The organism is Sporosarcina pasadenensis, assembly GCF_047228845.1.
Classification (GTDB): Bacteria; Bacillota; Bacilli; order Bacillales_A; family Planococcaceae; genus Sporosarcina.
The window spans coordinates 119,157-135,475 of sequence record NZ_JBFEGM010000002.1; the positions used below are offsets into that span (position 1 = coordinate 119,157).

A 16,319-nucleotide genomic window follows, 5' to 3' on the forward strand; every position below is an offset into this window, starting at 1 on the left:
TGCGAGCGCAGGGAGGAATGTTTCAATTGCTCAATAAATGATGCACATATCCAATTGCGACTTGCAGCTGGATATCATTTGCTTTATCTTTACGATAGTTCTCAACCTTTTCACGGATGGCTGCAAAGAATTTGCGGTCCATGATGCTCTCGGAGGACACTTTTGCATCTACCCGGAACTCGTGGACGGCAATGGCTGTCGACTCGTCAAAGTAGCCGTCGTCCCGTTCAAGTTTATAGCCCAGGCCAGACAGAAGCCGTTGTGCGTACGCGATATCCTCATGATAATCGCCGACTGCATAGACGTCAGCCGAGAATCGGATGTGCTCAGTAAAGAGGCGATTTTGCTCGGAGGCTAAGTCGACAGGTACCCCTTTTCCATGAATCCATGTCTCTTTCGGTGTGAGCCATTTATGGGTCGACAGTTTCATTTCTCCACCGTTCGAAAGCTCCATCGTATCTTGGACCGTCCCTTTACCGAAGCTCACTTGTCCGATAATGAAGCCTCTTCTCAAGTCTTTCAATGCACCGCTCAACACTTCGCTCGCGGATGCGCTCCCTTTATCCTGAAGCAGGACGACAGGGATCTTTTTCAGTTTTTCATCAAACTTGAATTTCTCGGAAGGCTCCACGACAAGCGGCGTCAATTGGCCTTTCGCGTTTTGCATATAGGCGAAGACCGTATCTTCCTGCAACAAACTTCCGGCTACTTCACCGACAGCGCGCAAATAGCCGCCCGGATTTCCGCGAACATCGATCACAAGCGCCTCGGCACCGCCTTTGATCATTGCATCGGTCGCCTTTTTCCATTCGGCAGCTGTCTCATCCCCGAACATCGTCAACGCTATGTAACCGAATTTCGTGCCCCTTTCCTCCATCAATTCAGCTTTCACCGTTTTTACAGGAATGACATCCCGCATCACTTTCAACTCAAGATGCTTATTCAAGTCCGGCCTGTAAATCGTCATTTCCAAGGCGGTCCCTTCCTTGCCCCGGATTTTCTTGACAACGTCCTGCAGCGTCAAGCCCCCTAACGGCTCCCCGTTAATACGGACGATTTCATCATAAGGCTGCAGCCCCGCTTTCTCGGCAGGGGACCCCTTGATTGGTGCAACGATGATATACCTTCCGCCGGACCTCGTAATTTCCGCTCCGATTCCGACTTTCTCCCCGGCGAGCGACTCCCGATGCGCCGCTGCTTCCTCCTCCGAAAGATACGTAGAATACGGATCCCCGATGACATCCGCCATGCCGCGCAATGCGCCTTCGATGAGCCTGTCCCCTTCGACCGGGTACACCGCCTTCTCCTGAATGAGGCCATACGCTTCGTTAATGACGGGAAACGCCTCTTTTAATGTCGAATCCGCCCTTTTCCCTTTTTCCGACGAGCAACCGTCCAGCACTAAGAATACGCCTGCCGCCATTACCGCTAATATCGCAAAAACTAAAAACCGGCTTCTGCGCATCGATAACATCCCTCCTCCGTCCACTATATGAACGGAATGGGAATGTTACCACAACAGAAATCCGGCTTTCCTCAATCTAAATCATCAATTAGTGTTTCCAAAGTTGCTTCATCCATCGGCCCTTTTACGATTTGGGAGATCGTCCCGTCCGTATTCAGCATATAGGTCGTCGGGATTTGGAACACTTGATACGTTTCCCCGACTATCCCATCTTCATCCAACGGAATCTTAAACGTCAATCCGTATGAATCAATGAATTCACGCACCACTTTCGCGCCACGATTCTCACTGCTCGTCAAATTGACAGCGACGATTTCTACATTATTCTCTTCCGCGGAATTCCGGTAGTAGTTTTGCATATGCGGCATTTCCGCCTTGCATGGCGGGCACCATGTCGCCCAGAAATTGAGGACGACTTTTTTCCCTTTCAGTTCAGACAATGTTAGCGTGTCGCCATCCAATGTCGTCAATTCGAAGTCGGGCGGGAGATTGCCGAAGTCCAGTCCAACTTCACCTGCGGCAGATTCTTCCCCAGATCCATCCTTCGATTCAATGAGCACGTTGGACGTATCAATCGGATCCGCTTTTTTCAAATTTTCATTGACCATGATTACGACCATCGATCCGATGAGCAATGCGGCGATTACGTAACCGATCACTTTCTTATTCATCTAATTTACCCCCGTCCGTTTGTTCAAGTGTTGGTTTATTCATGAAAAGCATCGTGTAAAATAAGCCTATCAATAACGTCACAAGCAGTGGCGGATTCATCAAACCTTTCGGCTGGATGGAAGCGACAAAGACATGGGCCGCAATGAACAGCAAAGCAAGCTGGACGATATGACTTCCGTTTGAATCGACGTTTTTCCAAATGAAAAATAGAAGTCCCAGAAAAATGACAGCCGTTCCAACACGTGCAATCAAGCTGCCTTCATTTAACAGCACCATCACCACTTGGAAGACAGCTTGGACAGAAACAGCCCCTATGAATAGCGCAATGAGCATATCCTTATCAATCCGGCCCTTCCGCCAATCGAGCAAAGTCCTGTACATGACAAACACCAGTCCAAGGATAAACCCGAACATCCCTCCGTTGAAATAAAGAAGCGCGAACGGTGCCTTGATGACAATCTTGAAATCGGTAATGATGACCGACAACTTCCAAATGATGATGAGATAAAAAATGGCATCCCCGAACCGGCTTACGGGCTGTTTGCCGAATTTTAGCCGGATAGCAATATATGAAAGAATGAATGCAATAATGAGAGCGACCCACGTCGACGGGGCCGTGAAATTGCCGATTAAAAACAGTTTTGTGACAGTCATACCAGGTTAACCCCTTTACTCCGTATATGGCAATGCTAAAGGAAATATATCGATGTTGCGAGCATAATGCTTCCAGTATCGCGTACAAATGGGAAGACTTTGTGAACTTGCAATAGAAGGCGAAAAATCATTCAGCGCAAGCTTGAAAAGGACCGCAAAAAAAGAACTGCACCTCAGATTGATGACCAATCCTGGTACAGTTCTAAAAGTTTTAGTTAAAATGATACATATCGCAACGGATTCACAGCGCTCGGACCGGATGCCGTCCAGTTCCCAACGTGCATTTCGAAATGCAAGTGAGGACCCGTGGATGCTCCCGTATTGCCGACGGCACCGATATAGGTGCCTTTGTCAACAACTTGTCCGCTGCTGACGCTGATTTTCGATAAGTGGGCATATACTGTCGTGAAGATGCCGCCGTTTGTTGAATGGGTAATCATAATGACGTTCCCGTAGCCGCCCATGCTCCCCGCATAGGAAACGACTCCGTCCCCGGCCGCTACGACCGGAGTTCCGATCGGTGCTGCAATGTCAGCTCCACGGTGTTGACGCTTCGTACCATAGATTGGATGTACCCGCCAACCGAACGAAGATGAATACGTTCCATTCGCCGGTCTCGTCCAGAAGCCGTTTGATACTTGCGGCAATGCGCCCGGTTTTTTCGCTGCAGCTGCCTCTCTCGCTTTCCGTTTGCGTTCTGCCTCTTTACGAGCAATTTCCGCTATACGCTTCTGTTCGGAGATTATTTTCTTCTCCAACTGTGCATCGACTTCAATTGCTTCATGGAATTCCTTCTCTAATTGTTGCTTTTCCCTTGAAAGCCTCTCCTGCTCTGCTTCCAATTGATCAATTACTTTATTTTTCTCTTTTTTCTTCGACTGAAGGTTCGCTTTCAATTTCTCAAGCTGTGCTTTACTATCTTTCAGTTCACTTAATTTCTTCTCAACGAGAGCTTTTTCTGCTTCCAGTTGCTCGATATCTTCCTGCTGTTTACGCATAATATCACGGTCTGCATCCATCAGCGATGTGACTGCAGAAAAACGGTCGATGAAATCTGCGAAACTGTTTGCTCCGAGCAGGACGTCTATATAATTTACATCGTTGCCCTTCACTTGCATCGCACGTACCCGTTCCCGAAGGACGACGTCTCGTTCAGCGATCTTATTCTCAAGATCCTCGATGGATTCCTTCAAAGCATCGATCTCTTCATTCGTTTTGTTGATCTTATTAATGACACGGTTCATATTTGCGTTCGTTTCTTCTATTTCTTTATTCAACGCACTGATTTGTTTTAGAAACTTTTGAATTTCATTCTCGGTCGCCTTGATAGCGTTATCTTTATTTTCCATACCGGATTTCAGATTTTGCTTTTTCTGTTGGTTCAGCTTTTGTTCCTTCTTCAAATCATTCAATGTACTTGCCAAAGCCCCTGATCCGCCTACAACAGACGTCAACAGGAAGACGATGGCGAAACTTGCCATAATCCATCTACGCTTGTTCAACTTCTTATTTCCCCCTTTAAGCTAATGCTGCAGGTTGTTTCGATCACAATCAGGCCGATATCGGGGGAACCCTACAGCACTCCCCGTTTTTGTGTGACAGCCTATTAGATTCTAAGAAATTTGCGGACAGACATGAAACTGCCCCACACTCCGATAAATACGCCCATGAATAGTAGAAGCCCATTCACTTGGAAAATGAAAGGTGTAGCATTCAATAATTGGAATAATTCATTCTGCAATCTAGGCTGCCATTGTGAATAAAGCTTGTAGTATGAAACGGAAATGACGACCATTGGAATGATCGACCCGAGTATACCTAGCCACACCCCTTCGAGTACAAATGGGATTCTAACAAAGCTATTCGTGGCGCCAACGAGTTTCATAATCTCAATTTCTCGTCCTCTCGCAACAATTGTGAGACGGATTGTATTTGAAATTAAGAACATAGCAGTGAATAGTAGGGCCAAAATGAGTACCATTCCAATGTTTCTGCTCATATTGAGCACATTGAACAATTTCTCGATTTTCCCTTCACCATAGACGACTTGATACGTGTTGTCATACGATTCGATTTTCTTGGCGACTTCAGCCGTTTTGTGCGGATCTGTCGCTTTTACATAGAGAGCGTCCCCTAATGGATTACTCTGTTTATAAAGGTTCAATTCATCCCCGAATGAACTAATCATCTTGTCCAATTCTTCGTCCTTGGACGCATGGATGACCTCACTTACACCGGGTGTTTTCCGGACTTGCTTTTCCAACGTTTTCACAGCCTCGGCATCTGCCGCCGGTTCCGTGATGACTTTGATTTCTACATCGTTCTCAATATTATCCGCCAATTGGTTCAAGTTCATCATGATTACGATGAACACCCCGACGAGCAGAAGTGTGACGGTAACCGCACTGACTGAGGCGAACGTCATCCAGCTGTTCCGGCCGAGGCTTTTCAGGCTTTCTCTGAGATGCCGCCCCATCGTCCTAGCTTTCATAACCGTATACCCCTTCATATTCATCTCTCGTGATCATGCCGCCATCGACGACGATGACCCGATGTCTGATTGTATTTACGATCTCTTTATTATGCGTGGCCATGACGATTGTCGTGCCTCGCGCATTTATCTGTTCAAATATCTTCATAATTTCCCAAGATGTATCCGGATCCAAGTTACCTGTAGGCTCGTCCGCTATGACGACCTTCGGGACATTGACGATTGAGCGTGCTATGGAAACCCGTTGCTGTTCGCCGCCCGATAACTCATTCGGGAACATCCTCGCCTTTTGCGTTAATCCGACCAACGCCAGTACATCATTCACTTTTTGGCGGATCTGCTTTGGTGATTCCTCGATCACTTCGAGCGCAAATGCAACATTCTCGTAAACATTCAATTTAGGAAGCAGTTTAAAGTCTTGGAAAACGACGCCGATCTGCCTTCTCAAATAAGGGACTCTCTTATTCCTCAACGTCGCAAGATTTATGCCGTTAATAATTATGTCGCCTTTTGTCGGGGATTCCTCGCGATACATCATTTTAATGAACGTCGATTTCCCCGCTCCGCTAGGTCCAACGACATAAACGAACTCGCCTCGACCAATTTCGACGTTGATGCCATTCGCAGCAACGACCCCGTTCGGGTATTTCTTATAAACATCTTTCATTACAATCATGTAAAAACCACCTGAATCGTATTGTATTCCGCATTTTTTGCCGACAAATTCATTATAACATGTTAAGGCTTGCTAAGTATTACAGATATGTTTCATTTGGCCCAGCATGATTCAACAATATAATCACTTCAAATGTAAAAATCCCACGAAAGGCGCGAGCTTACCTTTTTCACTATGAAAATAATAGTTGTTTTTTTGATATATAGCATGAAATCATGCATGTTGAGCCGCTCCGATGTAATCTCCTTGCAATAGTATAGGAATTACTTTCCATATGTTCTTCATCCACATAAAAAACGCAACAGGTTTGTTATCACCCATTGCGTTTTCGAATAAATTATTTCTTTTCAGCTAGCCATTTTGTAACGGCATCCAATTCTTCCCCTTGGATTAGACCACCTGGCATGCCGCCCTTACCGTTTTGAATAATGTCATGGATTTCCTTTTCAGAAAGCTCAGATCCGATGTTCGCCAATGCCGGAGCATTGCCGCGCCCTTCAAGATTGCCGCCATGACAAGTCGCGCAACTCTTTTGGAAAACTTTATCTGCATCTACGGCAGCCGTCTCGCCGTTTCCGTTGCCAGAGTTGTTTGCATTGTTTCCGCCTCCGCATGCGCCAAGTACAAGCGCCGCACCAAACATCATTGCTACTAGCTTGTTCTTCATGTTGTTTCCTCCTGTCAAAAGTTATGCTACATCCTCTAGTATACCAAAGGATCGGGATACTACACCGCGTGGTACGGTGCCCATTTTTATCAAATTGATGACAAAATGGAAAGTTTTTCACCCCTCGGTTTTCCTTCGCCTTTACCTTTTACTATACACATAAAGAGGAATTTCAAACCTTCCTGACTTCTGACCTAAATGATAAAAAACCTCAGGAAATGCTGAATAAAACAAAAAAGCGCACCTGAGTGCGCTTTTTTGTTTTCATTATGAAATCTTCGAACGCAAATATGCGTTGATGAACATATCGATCTCTCCGTCCATTACTGCGCCAACGTTTCCGGACTCCTCGTTCGTACGGTGATCTTTCACCATGGAGTACGGATGGAACACGTAAGAACGGATCTGGCTGCCCCAGCCAATCTCTTTTTGCTCGCCCCGAATTTCAGCTAAACGAGCTTCTTCCTCTTCAACCTTTATTTGATATAGCTTCGCTTTCAAGAGGTTCATTGCACGTTCACGGTTTTTGATTTGTGAACGTTCGGTTTGACACGTCACAATCGCACCCGTTGGAATATGCGTGATCCGTACTGCGGAATCCGTCGTATTGACGTGCTGACCGCCCGCACCGCTTGAACGGTACGTATCGATCTTCAAGTCTTCCGTCCGGATTTCGATATCGATGTCTCCGTCGAACTCAGGCATCACTTCTACAGAAGAGAAGGACGTGTGGCGACGGCCCGAAGAATCGAACGGCGAAATACGGACGAGACGGTGGACGCCTTTTTCCGCTTTCAAATAGCCGTACGCATTATGGCCTTTGATGGAAAGCGTCACGGACTTCACGCCGGCTTCGTCCCCGGCTTGATAGTCAAGCGTCTCCACTTTATAGCCTTGATCTTCAGCCCATCTTGTATACATGCGCAACAGCATGGAAGCCCAGTCCTGGGACTCCGTTCCGCCTGCGCCTGAATGGATTTCAAGGACGGCATTGCTGCTGTCGAACTCGTCGCTCAATAGCATTTGCAAGTCAAAGTCTTCCATTTTTTTCTTGAACTCTTTCAACTCGGAGACCAATTCTTCCTGAAGCTCTTCGTCGGCTTCTTCACGAAGCAATTCAAGCGTCATCTCCAAATTTTCTTGCGTGTCGTTCAATTCATGGAATGAACCGACTGACGCCTTCAAAGCATTCGATTCTGAAATGACTTTTTGAGCGCTGTCCTGGTTATCCCAGAAGCCTGGCTCCAGCATCACTTCGTCCAATTCTTGCATACGTGCCTCTTTGTTTTCTAAGTCAAAGAGACCCCCTGAATTCCGCTAATTTCTTAGCTGTTTTGTCTAGCTCGTTCCGCACATCGGATAATTCCATCATAGTTGTTCCTCCTGAAAATAAAAAAATGTGTATTAATAATATATGCCGGTGCTCCCAACGCTTCGCTTTTGGTCGCAAAAGCCGTTCTTCGTAACGGCTTTCGCTACAGGCGGACGCTTTCCGCCGGCATGCTTCAGCCAATCGAACAGCGAAGGGTTCGATTGGCCTTAATTTCTGCGTTCTTTGCAGAAATTAAGGCAGCCCCATCCTGCTCCCTTAGGGTCGCAGAAAACATTGCTCGCAACGTTCCACTTTTGCTCAGTCAAGGGTCTTCAGCTCATGCTATTCCGGCAGGAGTCGCCGCCTTTCGCTCCAATCAAAGCCACTTCAAAAATCGAAGTGACATAAATGAAACTTCCATCAGCGAGCGTGGAGATCCATGCTTACTGATGGGAAGTCAAGTTGTTGCGTTTCGTGCTGGGCAACAATTATTTACCGTGGCAGTTTTTGTACTTCTTGCCGCTTCCGCAAGGGCACGGATCGTTACGGCCGATATTGACCGCGCGGCGCACCGGCTTTTTCGTCACTTTCTCGCCGTCTTCTTTCGGGTTGACGGCCTGCCCTTTTGCGACTTCCTCACGCTCGAGGTTGTTGCGGATTTCAGCCTTCATGACATATTTCGCGGCATCGTTTTCGATAGCTGTCACCATTTCTTCAAACATGGCAAAGCCTTCTGATTGATACGCACGAAGCGGATCAGTTTGGCCATATGCACGTAAATGGATTCCGTGACGCAATTGATCCATCGCATCGATATGGTCGGTCCATTTTGAATCGATCGCACGAAGAAGGACGACCTTTTCAAATTCGCGCATCCGGTCCTCGGACATTTCAGCTTCCTTCTCATTATATCGTTCAATGACCGCATCGTGAATCATTGATTTCAATTCTTCTTCGGATTTTCCTTCCATGTCCGCAACCGTAATCCGCCCTTCCGGAAGAAGGTTTGCACCGAGGAAATCTTCAAGACCTTTCAATTTCCATTCCGAATCTTTATCTTCAGGTGCATGCATCTCAACGACACGATCGATGACATTCGTCAGCATGCCTTCAAGAACTTCGCGGATATTCTCGGACGCGAGCACTTCATTACGTTCCTTGTAAATGATTTCACGCTGTTGACGCAGCACATCGTCGTATTGCAGCAAACGTTTCCGGGAATCAAAGTTGTTCCCCTCGACGCGTTTCTGCGCAGACTCGACTGAACGGGATACCATCTTCGATTGGATCGGCGTTGTATCGTCCATGCCAAGCCTCGTCATCATGCCTTTCATTTGCTCGGAGCCGAATCGGCGCATCAATTCATCCTCAAGGGACAGGTAGAACTGCGTCACACCCGGGTCTCCTTGACGGCCTGAACGTCCACGCAGCTGGTTATCGATCCGGCGTGACTCATGCCGCTCCGTACCAATGACCGCAAGTCCGCCGACATCTTGCACGCCTTCTCCGAGCTTGATGTCCGTACCACGGCCCGCCATGTTTGTCGCAATCGTCACGGCGCCTTTTTGCCCGGCTTCCAAGATGATTTCGGCTTCACGGCCATGATTTTTCGCATTCAATACATTATGTGGAATGCCGTATTTTTTCAAGTAATTCGAGATAATTTCAGACGTTTCGATCGCCACTGTACCGACAAGGACAGGCTGCCCTTTTTGATGGCGTTCTTTAATGTCTTCGGCAACCGCCTTGAATTTCCCGTCCATCGACGCGTAAATTAGATCCGGACGGTCGTCCCGTGCAATCGGACGATTCGTCGGAATGGCGATAACATTCATATTGTAAATATTACGGAACTCTTCCTCTTCCGTTTTCGCTGTACCCGTCATACCGGATAGCTTGTCATACATCCGGAAGAAGTTCTGGAAAGTGATCGTCGCAAGCGTCATCGTTTCATTTTGGACTTCCAAGCCTTCCTTCGCCTCGATCGCCTGATGCAAGCCATCGCTATAACGGCGACCACTCATCAAACGGCCCGTGAATGAATCGACGATGACGACTTCGCCTTCTTGCACTACATAATCGACGTCGATATGCATGCTCGCATGTGCCTTCAACGATTGGTTGATCGCATGGTTCAACGTGACATGCTTCAAGTCGAATAAGTTTTCGATACCGAAAGCCTTCTCTGCCTTTTCGATACCCGATTCCGTTAAAACGACACCTTTTGTCGACTCGTCATAGGAGTAATCCTCTTCCTTTTTGAGCGTAATGACAAAGCGGTTCGCCAAGCGGTAAAGCTCCGCCGATTTTGCCGCTTGTCCGGAAATAATCAACGGCGTACGCGCCTCATCGATCAAAATGGAGTCGACTTCGTCAATGACCGCATAATGAAGCGGGCGCTGCACTTTATGCTCATCATACAAAACCATATTGTCGCGCAAATAGTCGAACCCTAGCTCATTGTTCGTCGTATACGTAATGTCCGCTGCATACGCCTCGCGTTTTTCCTCTTTCGACAAGCTGTTCAAGTTCAAGCCGACTGTCATTCCGAGGAATTCGAATAGCTCGCCCATCTCATTCGCATCACGGCTCGCGAGGTATTCGTTCACCGTTACGACGTGGACGCCTTTGCCTTCAAGCGCATTCAAATAAACCGAGAGCGTTGATGTCAACGTCTTCCCTTCCCCGGTCTTCATTTCAGCGATATTCCCTTCATGCAAGGCAGCCGCACCAACGATTTGTACACGGAACGGATACATGCCAAGTACACGGCGCGAAGCTTCACGGACGACCGCGAACGCTTCCGGCTGAATGTCGTCGAGTGACTCGCCGTTTGCAACCCGCTCTTGGAATTCTACCGTTTTCGCTTTCAGTTGTTCATCGGAAAGCTGCTCCATTTCGGTCGCATGCTCTTCGACTCTATCTGCAATCTTTTCTAGACGTTTTAAATCTCTTTTATTCGGATCAAACATTTTATTCAATACGCTAAGCATATACGTCACATCCTCATTAAGTTCACCCTTCATTTTAACATTGTAAAAAGCATGGTGCAAATAGTCCGGGTGATTTAGAAGGGATTTTTTGAAAAATCGTTTTATGTGTAGCTCTTTCACTTTCAAAACGGATTTCCGTTCCAGGCGGACGCTTTCCGGGGGGCGGGCGGTGAGCCGCTTCCTTCGCTTCGCTCCGTCTAGGGTCTCACCTGTCCCGCTAATCCCCCAGGAGTCGCCGCCTTCAACTTCAATCCTAGGTATATTCCGTAAAATAATAATAATCCTAAATAAAACCCCCGGATTTCTCCGGGGGTGGTTGATGACCATTTAATTTGTTTCGATTAATCCGTATTTACCGTCTTTACGTTTGTAGACGATGTGTGTGCCGTCGGATTCGGCGTCTGTGAAGATGAAGAAGTTGTGGCCGAGCATGTTCATTTGGAGGATCGCTTCCTCTTGGTCCATCGGTTTCAAGTCGAACTGTTTTGTGCGGACGACTTGGAATTCAGCGTCTTCACTTAATGCTTCTTCATTGCCGTTCCTTTCCCTCTCCACGGATTGAAGGAAGGCTGCGACGCCTTCGCGTTCGCGGAATTTGCGGTTCACTCTTGTTTTATATTTCCGGATTTGACGTTCGAGCTTGTCGACAATCAAGTCGATTGCAGCGTACATGTCGTCATGACGCTCCTCTGCCCGAAGTGTCAAATTCTTCATCGGAATTGTAATTTCCACTTTAGTCTGTTTGTCGTTATACACTTTCAGGTTGACGTGGGCTGTTGCGTTCGCGCCCTCTGTGAAGTATCTTTCGAGCTTCTGTACTTTCTTCTCGACGTACTCACGTATTGCCGGAGTTACCTCAAGGTTTTCCCCTCGGATGTTAAAGTCTAGCATATGAACTCCTCCTTTAATTAACCGTTAATGTATACTTCTACATCTATATTTTAATTTCCTTCTTTTAATTGAAGGAAAATTAAAACCTTGTCGAAATGTGACGGAATCATCACGTTGGAGTTATTAGCTTTTCTTCCCGTCCGTTGCCCCGACTTCTGTCCGCCTGCGAAGCTTCAGTTCATCGACGATCAACTTTGAAATGGAAGGATCTTCAACAAAGTCAATGCCGTATTGGAAACCTCCGACGGATTGCTTCTTCCAAACAAACTTCCCTCCGATTTCAATCGGCGTTTCAAAAAGGGTGAAGTGAAGCCGCACAGAAACTGGCTCCTTCTCTACCGGTAAATTGAAATCGGTTGCGATTTTCGTGCCTCCTGGACTGATATCGAGCAATAGACAATCTCCCGGATTGGACTCGTTCGCGCCCTCACCGACGAGAATCCGAAATGACGCTTTCAGCGGAGTTCCGAATGAATGCCTGAAATATTCCTGACGCTTATACAGCATTACACCACCCCGTTCCCTTTCTATTCCCTATATTCAGTATACCAAATCCCAGGAGATTTATCGAACTTCAGCCAACTCCCTCGTTTTTCTCATCGTTCCGTCCAAAGTCCTGACGATCTGCTCGTTGTCGGCAACTGTTGCATGCACCGTCGCATTCACTTCTTCCAGTGCCGCACTTGATTGCGCCAGCAGATCCGCAAAAGCTCCAGTCATTTCACCGATATCGGACGTTTCTTTAGAAATGATTTTCATTTTGGAATCAAACATTTCAAACTTCCGATGCAGGCCATCCAATGTTTGATGCATCCGTCCGATCTTCTGTTCCACTTGGACGGTCATCACTCCTTGCGACTGCAATTTGCCCGTGTTTGCCGTCAAATTTTCCCGAGAACGGCCGTTCATTGTATTCACATCGTTCAAATTGCTGTTAATTTCCGACAGCGTCTCCGCAGTCATATGAGCCAACTTCCGGATCTCTTCCGCCACGACTGCAAAACCTCTTCCATGATTCCCAGCGCGTGCCGCTTCTATCGACGCATTTAATGCTAATAAATTCGTCTGCTCGGTGATCCTCGCGATCGATTTTGCAAGCGTATTTGTCCGTTCAATGTTTTGAGTAAGTGCACCGAATGAACCATTCAGCTCATTCAACAGCTGCTCGACCTCTTCCATCCCGGTCCGCACATTGCGCATCAAGCCTACGATTTCATCGGATTCCTTACGTAATTCCGTTGCTTCGACAACCATCGATTGCGTATCATTCCGCATTTCCAACACATCTGTCTGCGTCCGTTCTGCATTTTCAGCAATCCTGTTGATCTGCTCGGCTTCCTGCTCCACACCAGCGGCAAGCGCATCCATTATTTCAAGCAATTCCCGCTGCGAAGCCAAATGACGTTCGGCCGTTTTTCCGATTGACGTCAAATCATCCGCCACTTGCTCGACGTTTGCATTCAAGCTGCGGTGCTTCCGTTCCTCTTCCTTTGCTAGCTCCGCCTGCTCCGTCGTGAATTGGTTTACCCGCGACTCCAGTTTCTTCGTCTGGCTAATTTGGATGAGCAGTCCAACAGCCATAAGGACGAGCGGGAGAACCATGCTCCCTTTGCTGGACGCAATCTGTTCCTGATACGGATAGTTCGTCAAAAATACAATCATGACAAGTATGGACAATGCAAAGCCGTACGACATGATCCGCATCGATACGTGGACGCTTGCGATTCCGGCAATGAAAAAAGCAATTCCAGCTGTCGTGATGGACGGATCCCCGACAACTCCGTTGAAAATGGCTGCAAACGCGGAAATACCAATAATTGCCCAAGGAAACAGCTTTTCAAAGAATATGATTTTCCGTGATAAAAGAAAGAGAATGACTGACGTTATTAAAGGTATCGTCATACTGATTGTCTTCAAGGCATCTTGCCCGGTTAAAAAATAGTAGACTGCGCCGATGAGGGCCGAAGCGCCGAGTGTGATGAATAATATGAAATTTTTCTTCGCAAATTGCTCTTGCATTAATTTATCTACATTGTCTACTTCCATTTCCATTCCCCCTTGCCAGTTCCGTTAATCTCTTATCTCTATTTTCAATGTATCACGAATAGTAAAATAGTTCCATATGAAAAATAGCCCCGAATTACTCCGGGGCACCATTCTTTATTCCTTTAAACGAATCGCTTCTTCATGCGTCTTTTCGATATACGTTGCCATCTGCTGCTGCTCATTGACGGCCTCTGTCAATGTCGCATTCAATTCTTCGGTTGCTGCAGTGCTCTGCTGTACGATGGATGCAAAATCCATCGTCCGCTGCTGGATCTTTTCGCTATTCTGAGCAATTGTCTGGAACTCATCTATGAACGACGTCAAATTCACTTTCAATGTGTCCATTGCCGTGTAAAGGGAATTGAAGGACTGCACGGACTCTTCCGCAACCGTCGACTGGATCGTCAGCTGTTCGATTCCCTGCTCCATTTTCGTTACTGCCAAATCGTTGTATTCATTCACATCACGCAAGTTCTGATTGATCTTATGCAATGTCTGATCCGTCATACCCGCAAGTTTTCGGATCTCATCGGCAACGACCGCAAACCCTTTTCCGAATTCACCTGCACGTGCTGCCTCTATCGAAGCATTCAGCGCTAATAAATTCGTCTGGTTCGTAATTGCTTGAATGGACGTTGCAAATTCATTCGTCTCCGTAATTTTTGCCGATAACGCTTGGAAAGTTTCATTGAGCTCCTTAAAAGATTCCGAGAATAGAGCCATATTCCTTTTCAAGTCGGACATGTTCGTTGCACCGATTTCCGCTTGCTCACCCGCATTATGCGACTGGGTGACGATGCTCTCAAACCCGAGGGATACACTGCTGACAACATCATTCGTCCGTTCCGCCTCGTCGGCGATATCCGAAATATGATCAGCCTGATGCTGACTGCCAACGCTCACTTCATTGATTGCCACGAGCATCTCTCGTTGGGAGGCGGAGGATGATACGGAACTTTCCTGCAGACGCGCCAAATATTCGGTGATCGTCTCGAATGCATTTTCCATTTTAGTTTTCAACCGCTCTTCTTCTTGCACTTTTGCTTCCGTTAACGCCATCAACTCTTCCACTTGCAAAAACACCTTGGCATTTTGCCGGACGACTAAAAACAAAACGATGCCAGCGAGGAAGAATAGCAATAGCAGATTTCTTCCGCTTGCGTTAACAAGTTCAGGTTCTACGAAATTAAAATTATTCAATAGAAGTGCAATGAAGCCTAGTAATAACCCGAACCCCATGATCAACATTTTGCCATGGATTGCGGAGAGAGCTAAAATGAGCACGATAATCCCAATGGTTCCTAAATTCGCTTCAGAGAAATAAATGACACCGAGTGCTATCGTGAAATTCGCCAGAAGCAGAACATAAGGAACGAAAGGGGTGAGTCTGTTCCATTTCACACTTGCAAAATAGAATAGAAGTGCAATCGTAAACGGTACGGCGACCGAAAGGATGATAGCAAGTGGTGATTTTTGAATAAGCTGCGCAATTAACCCTAGCCCTCCCGCAATCCCAAATCCTATGATCATAATGCGATTCTTCTGTAACCAATCCTGTTTCATTAACTGATCAATATTCATTAAAAGACCTCCAAGCGGATAACAACTTATGTGAATATGTAATGATTAAATGATTTCAAATTAAGTCGGTCAAGAAAAAACCAACCAGGTCTTCCTGATTGGTCAATTATTGCTTCGTATCGTAGAACGTGCCGTCCCGCGCCACCTTGCCATAAGGATTGACATAGCTTTTTACGTGCTCTTTCTTCGACTGGGCAGCGGTGATATCGGAGCGTATCAATTTCGTATAGGAGGCGAGGGCAGCAGCGACTTCTTTTTCGAGTGCGACGAGCTCCTTGCCCAGTTCCTCTTCTTCCGGAGTAAAAGGTGCGACGATTTCCGTCTGCAAGGCATCCCTTTCATCTAGCAGCCGATTGATTTCATCGATGACGGCATCCCGATGCTCTTCTTCGGTGCGGCTAGTCGCGGACAACAGCTGCTGCGCCGTTTCCTGCCACCGGATCATCGCCGGCCGTATCATATTTCGTCCGTGTTCGCGTACTGCTTCGAGCGATTGATTTGGATCACTTGTTTCCACGTATCGCGAAACTCCGTAATAATTCCTGCCGCTTCGTCGTAGAGCGCTATGTCGTTTTTGATATTGCCTTCGATAAGGCGGTTGTTGACGAAGTCGTAGAGCACCATCATGTTTTCGGAAACCGGTACGGACATGTCCAACGTGACCATCAGCTCGGACACAATCGCTTGCGCTTTTTGCGTCGCTGTATTTTTCTCTTCGATGTTTCCTTGTTCCATTGCCTTCTTCGCCTGTTGAATGAATTTCAAGCATCCGTTATAGAGCATGAGCGTCAATTCGCCAGGCGTCGATGTGTTCACAGTATTGTTTTGATACGTTGCATATGGATTATTAATTGCCATTGGTTGAATTTCT

General features: G+C 46.9%; 15 protein-coding genes. All 15 read right to left on the reverse strand.

Going from position 1 to position 16,319, the window contains the following annotated elements; translation table 11 throughout:
- Positions 1-22 precede the first annotated feature (22 nt).
- Entirely contained in the window at positions 23-1,465 is a 1,443-nt protein-coding gene (locus tag AB1K89_RS04335; RefSeq protein ID WP_413053564.1) for a S41 family peptidase, read from the reverse strand.
- A 71-nt stretch (positions 1,466-1,536) separates the two neighbouring features.
- Complete coding sequence (locus tag AB1K89_RS04340; RefSeq protein ID WP_413053565.1) at positions 1,537-2,136, reverse strand: peroxiredoxin family protein; 600 nt, start codon at positions 2,134-2,136, stop codon at positions 1,537-1,539.
- Entirely contained in the window at positions 2,129-2,791 is a 663-nt protein-coding gene (locus AB1K89_RS04345) for a hypothetical protein (protein WP_413053566.1), read from the reverse strand. The genes AB1K89_RS04340 and AB1K89_RS04345 overlap by 8 nt, the downstream gene beginning before the upstream one ends.
- Positions 2,792-3,006: 215 nt before the next feature.
- Positions 3,007-4,293 (reverse strand): murein hydrolase activator EnvC family protein, encoded by a 1,287-nt coding sequence (locus tag AB1K89_RS04350; RefSeq protein WP_413053567.1) that lies wholly within the window; start codon positions 4,291-4,293, stop codon positions 3,007-3,009.
- Between the two features lie 104 nt (positions 4,294-4,397).
- Positions 4,398-5,282 (reverse strand): permease-like cell division protein FtsX, encoded by an 885-nt coding sequence (ftsX, locus tag AB1K89_RS04355; RefSeq protein WP_413053568.1) that lies wholly within the window; start codon positions 5,280-5,282, stop codon positions 4,398-4,400.
- Positions 5,272-5,958, reverse strand: coding sequence for a cell division ATP-binding protein FtsE (gene ftsE, locus AB1K89_RS04360; protein WP_413053569.1), 687 nt, complete (start codon positions 5,956-5,958; stop codon positions 5,272-5,274). The genes ftsX and ftsE overlap by 11 nt, the downstream gene beginning before the upstream one ends.
- A 337-nt stretch (positions 5,959-6,295) precedes the next feature.
- On the reverse strand, positions 6,296-6,625 hold the full coding sequence (gene cccB / locus AB1K89_RS04365) for a cytochrome c551 (protein WP_413053570.1): 330 nt from the start codon (positions 6,623-6,625) through the stop codon (positions 6,296-6,298).
- Positions 6,626-6,892: 267 nt separating this feature from the next.
- Positions 6,893-7,994, reverse strand: a protein-coding gene (prfB, locus tag AB1K89_RS04370) for a peptide chain release factor 2 (protein ID WP_413053748.1) whose coding sequence is annotated in 2 segments (ribosomal slippage) — positions 6,893-7,921 and positions 7,923-7,994 — 1,101 coding nt in all. Because the reading frame shifts where the segments join, the coding sequence is not laid out codon by codon here.
- Between the two features lie 431 nt (positions 7,995-8,425).
- Complete coding sequence (gene secA, locus AB1K89_RS04375; RefSeq protein WP_413053571.1) at positions 8,426-10,930, reverse strand: preprotein translocase subunit SecA; 2,505 nt, start codon at positions 10,928-10,930, stop codon at positions 8,426-8,428.
- A 327-nt stretch (positions 10,931-11,257) separates the two neighbouring features.
- On the reverse strand, positions 11,258-11,821 hold the full coding sequence (gene hpf / locus AB1K89_RS04380) for a ribosome hibernation-promoting factor, HPF/YfiA family (RefSeq protein ID WP_413053572.1): 564 nt from the start codon (positions 11,819-11,821) through the stop codon (positions 11,258-11,260).
- 123 nt (positions 11,822-11,944) lie between these two features.
- Positions 11,945-12,328, reverse strand: coding sequence for a PilZ domain-containing protein (locus AB1K89_RS04385; RefSeq protein ID WP_413053573.1), 384 nt, complete (start codon positions 12,326-12,328; stop codon positions 11,945-11,947).
- A 57-nt stretch (positions 12,329-12,385) separates the two neighbouring features.
- Positions 12,386-13,867, reverse strand: a complete 1,482-nt coding sequence (locus tag AB1K89_RS04390) for a methyl-accepting chemotaxis protein (protein ID WP_413053574.1) — start codon at positions 13,865-13,867, stop codon at positions 12,386-12,388.
- A gap of 114 nt (positions 13,868-13,981) precedes the next feature.
- On the reverse strand, positions 13,982-15,448 hold the full coding sequence (locus tag AB1K89_RS04395; RefSeq protein WP_413053575.1) for a methyl-accepting chemotaxis protein: 1,467 nt from the start codon (positions 15,446-15,448) through the stop codon (positions 13,982-13,984).
- Between the two features lie 106 nt (positions 15,449-15,554).
- Positions 15,555-15,965, reverse strand: coding sequence for a flagellar protein FliT (gene fliT / locus AB1K89_RS04400; protein WP_413053576.1), 411 nt, complete (start codon positions 15,963-15,965; stop codon positions 15,555-15,557).
- On the reverse strand, positions 15,905-16,306 hold the full coding sequence (fliS, locus tag AB1K89_RS04405) for a flagellar export chaperone FliS (protein ID WP_413053577.1): 402 nt from the start codon (positions 16,304-16,306) through the stop codon (positions 15,905-15,907). Before fliS ends, fliT begins: the two co-directional genes overlap by 61 nt.
- Positions 16,307-16,319: the final 13 nt, after the last annotated feature.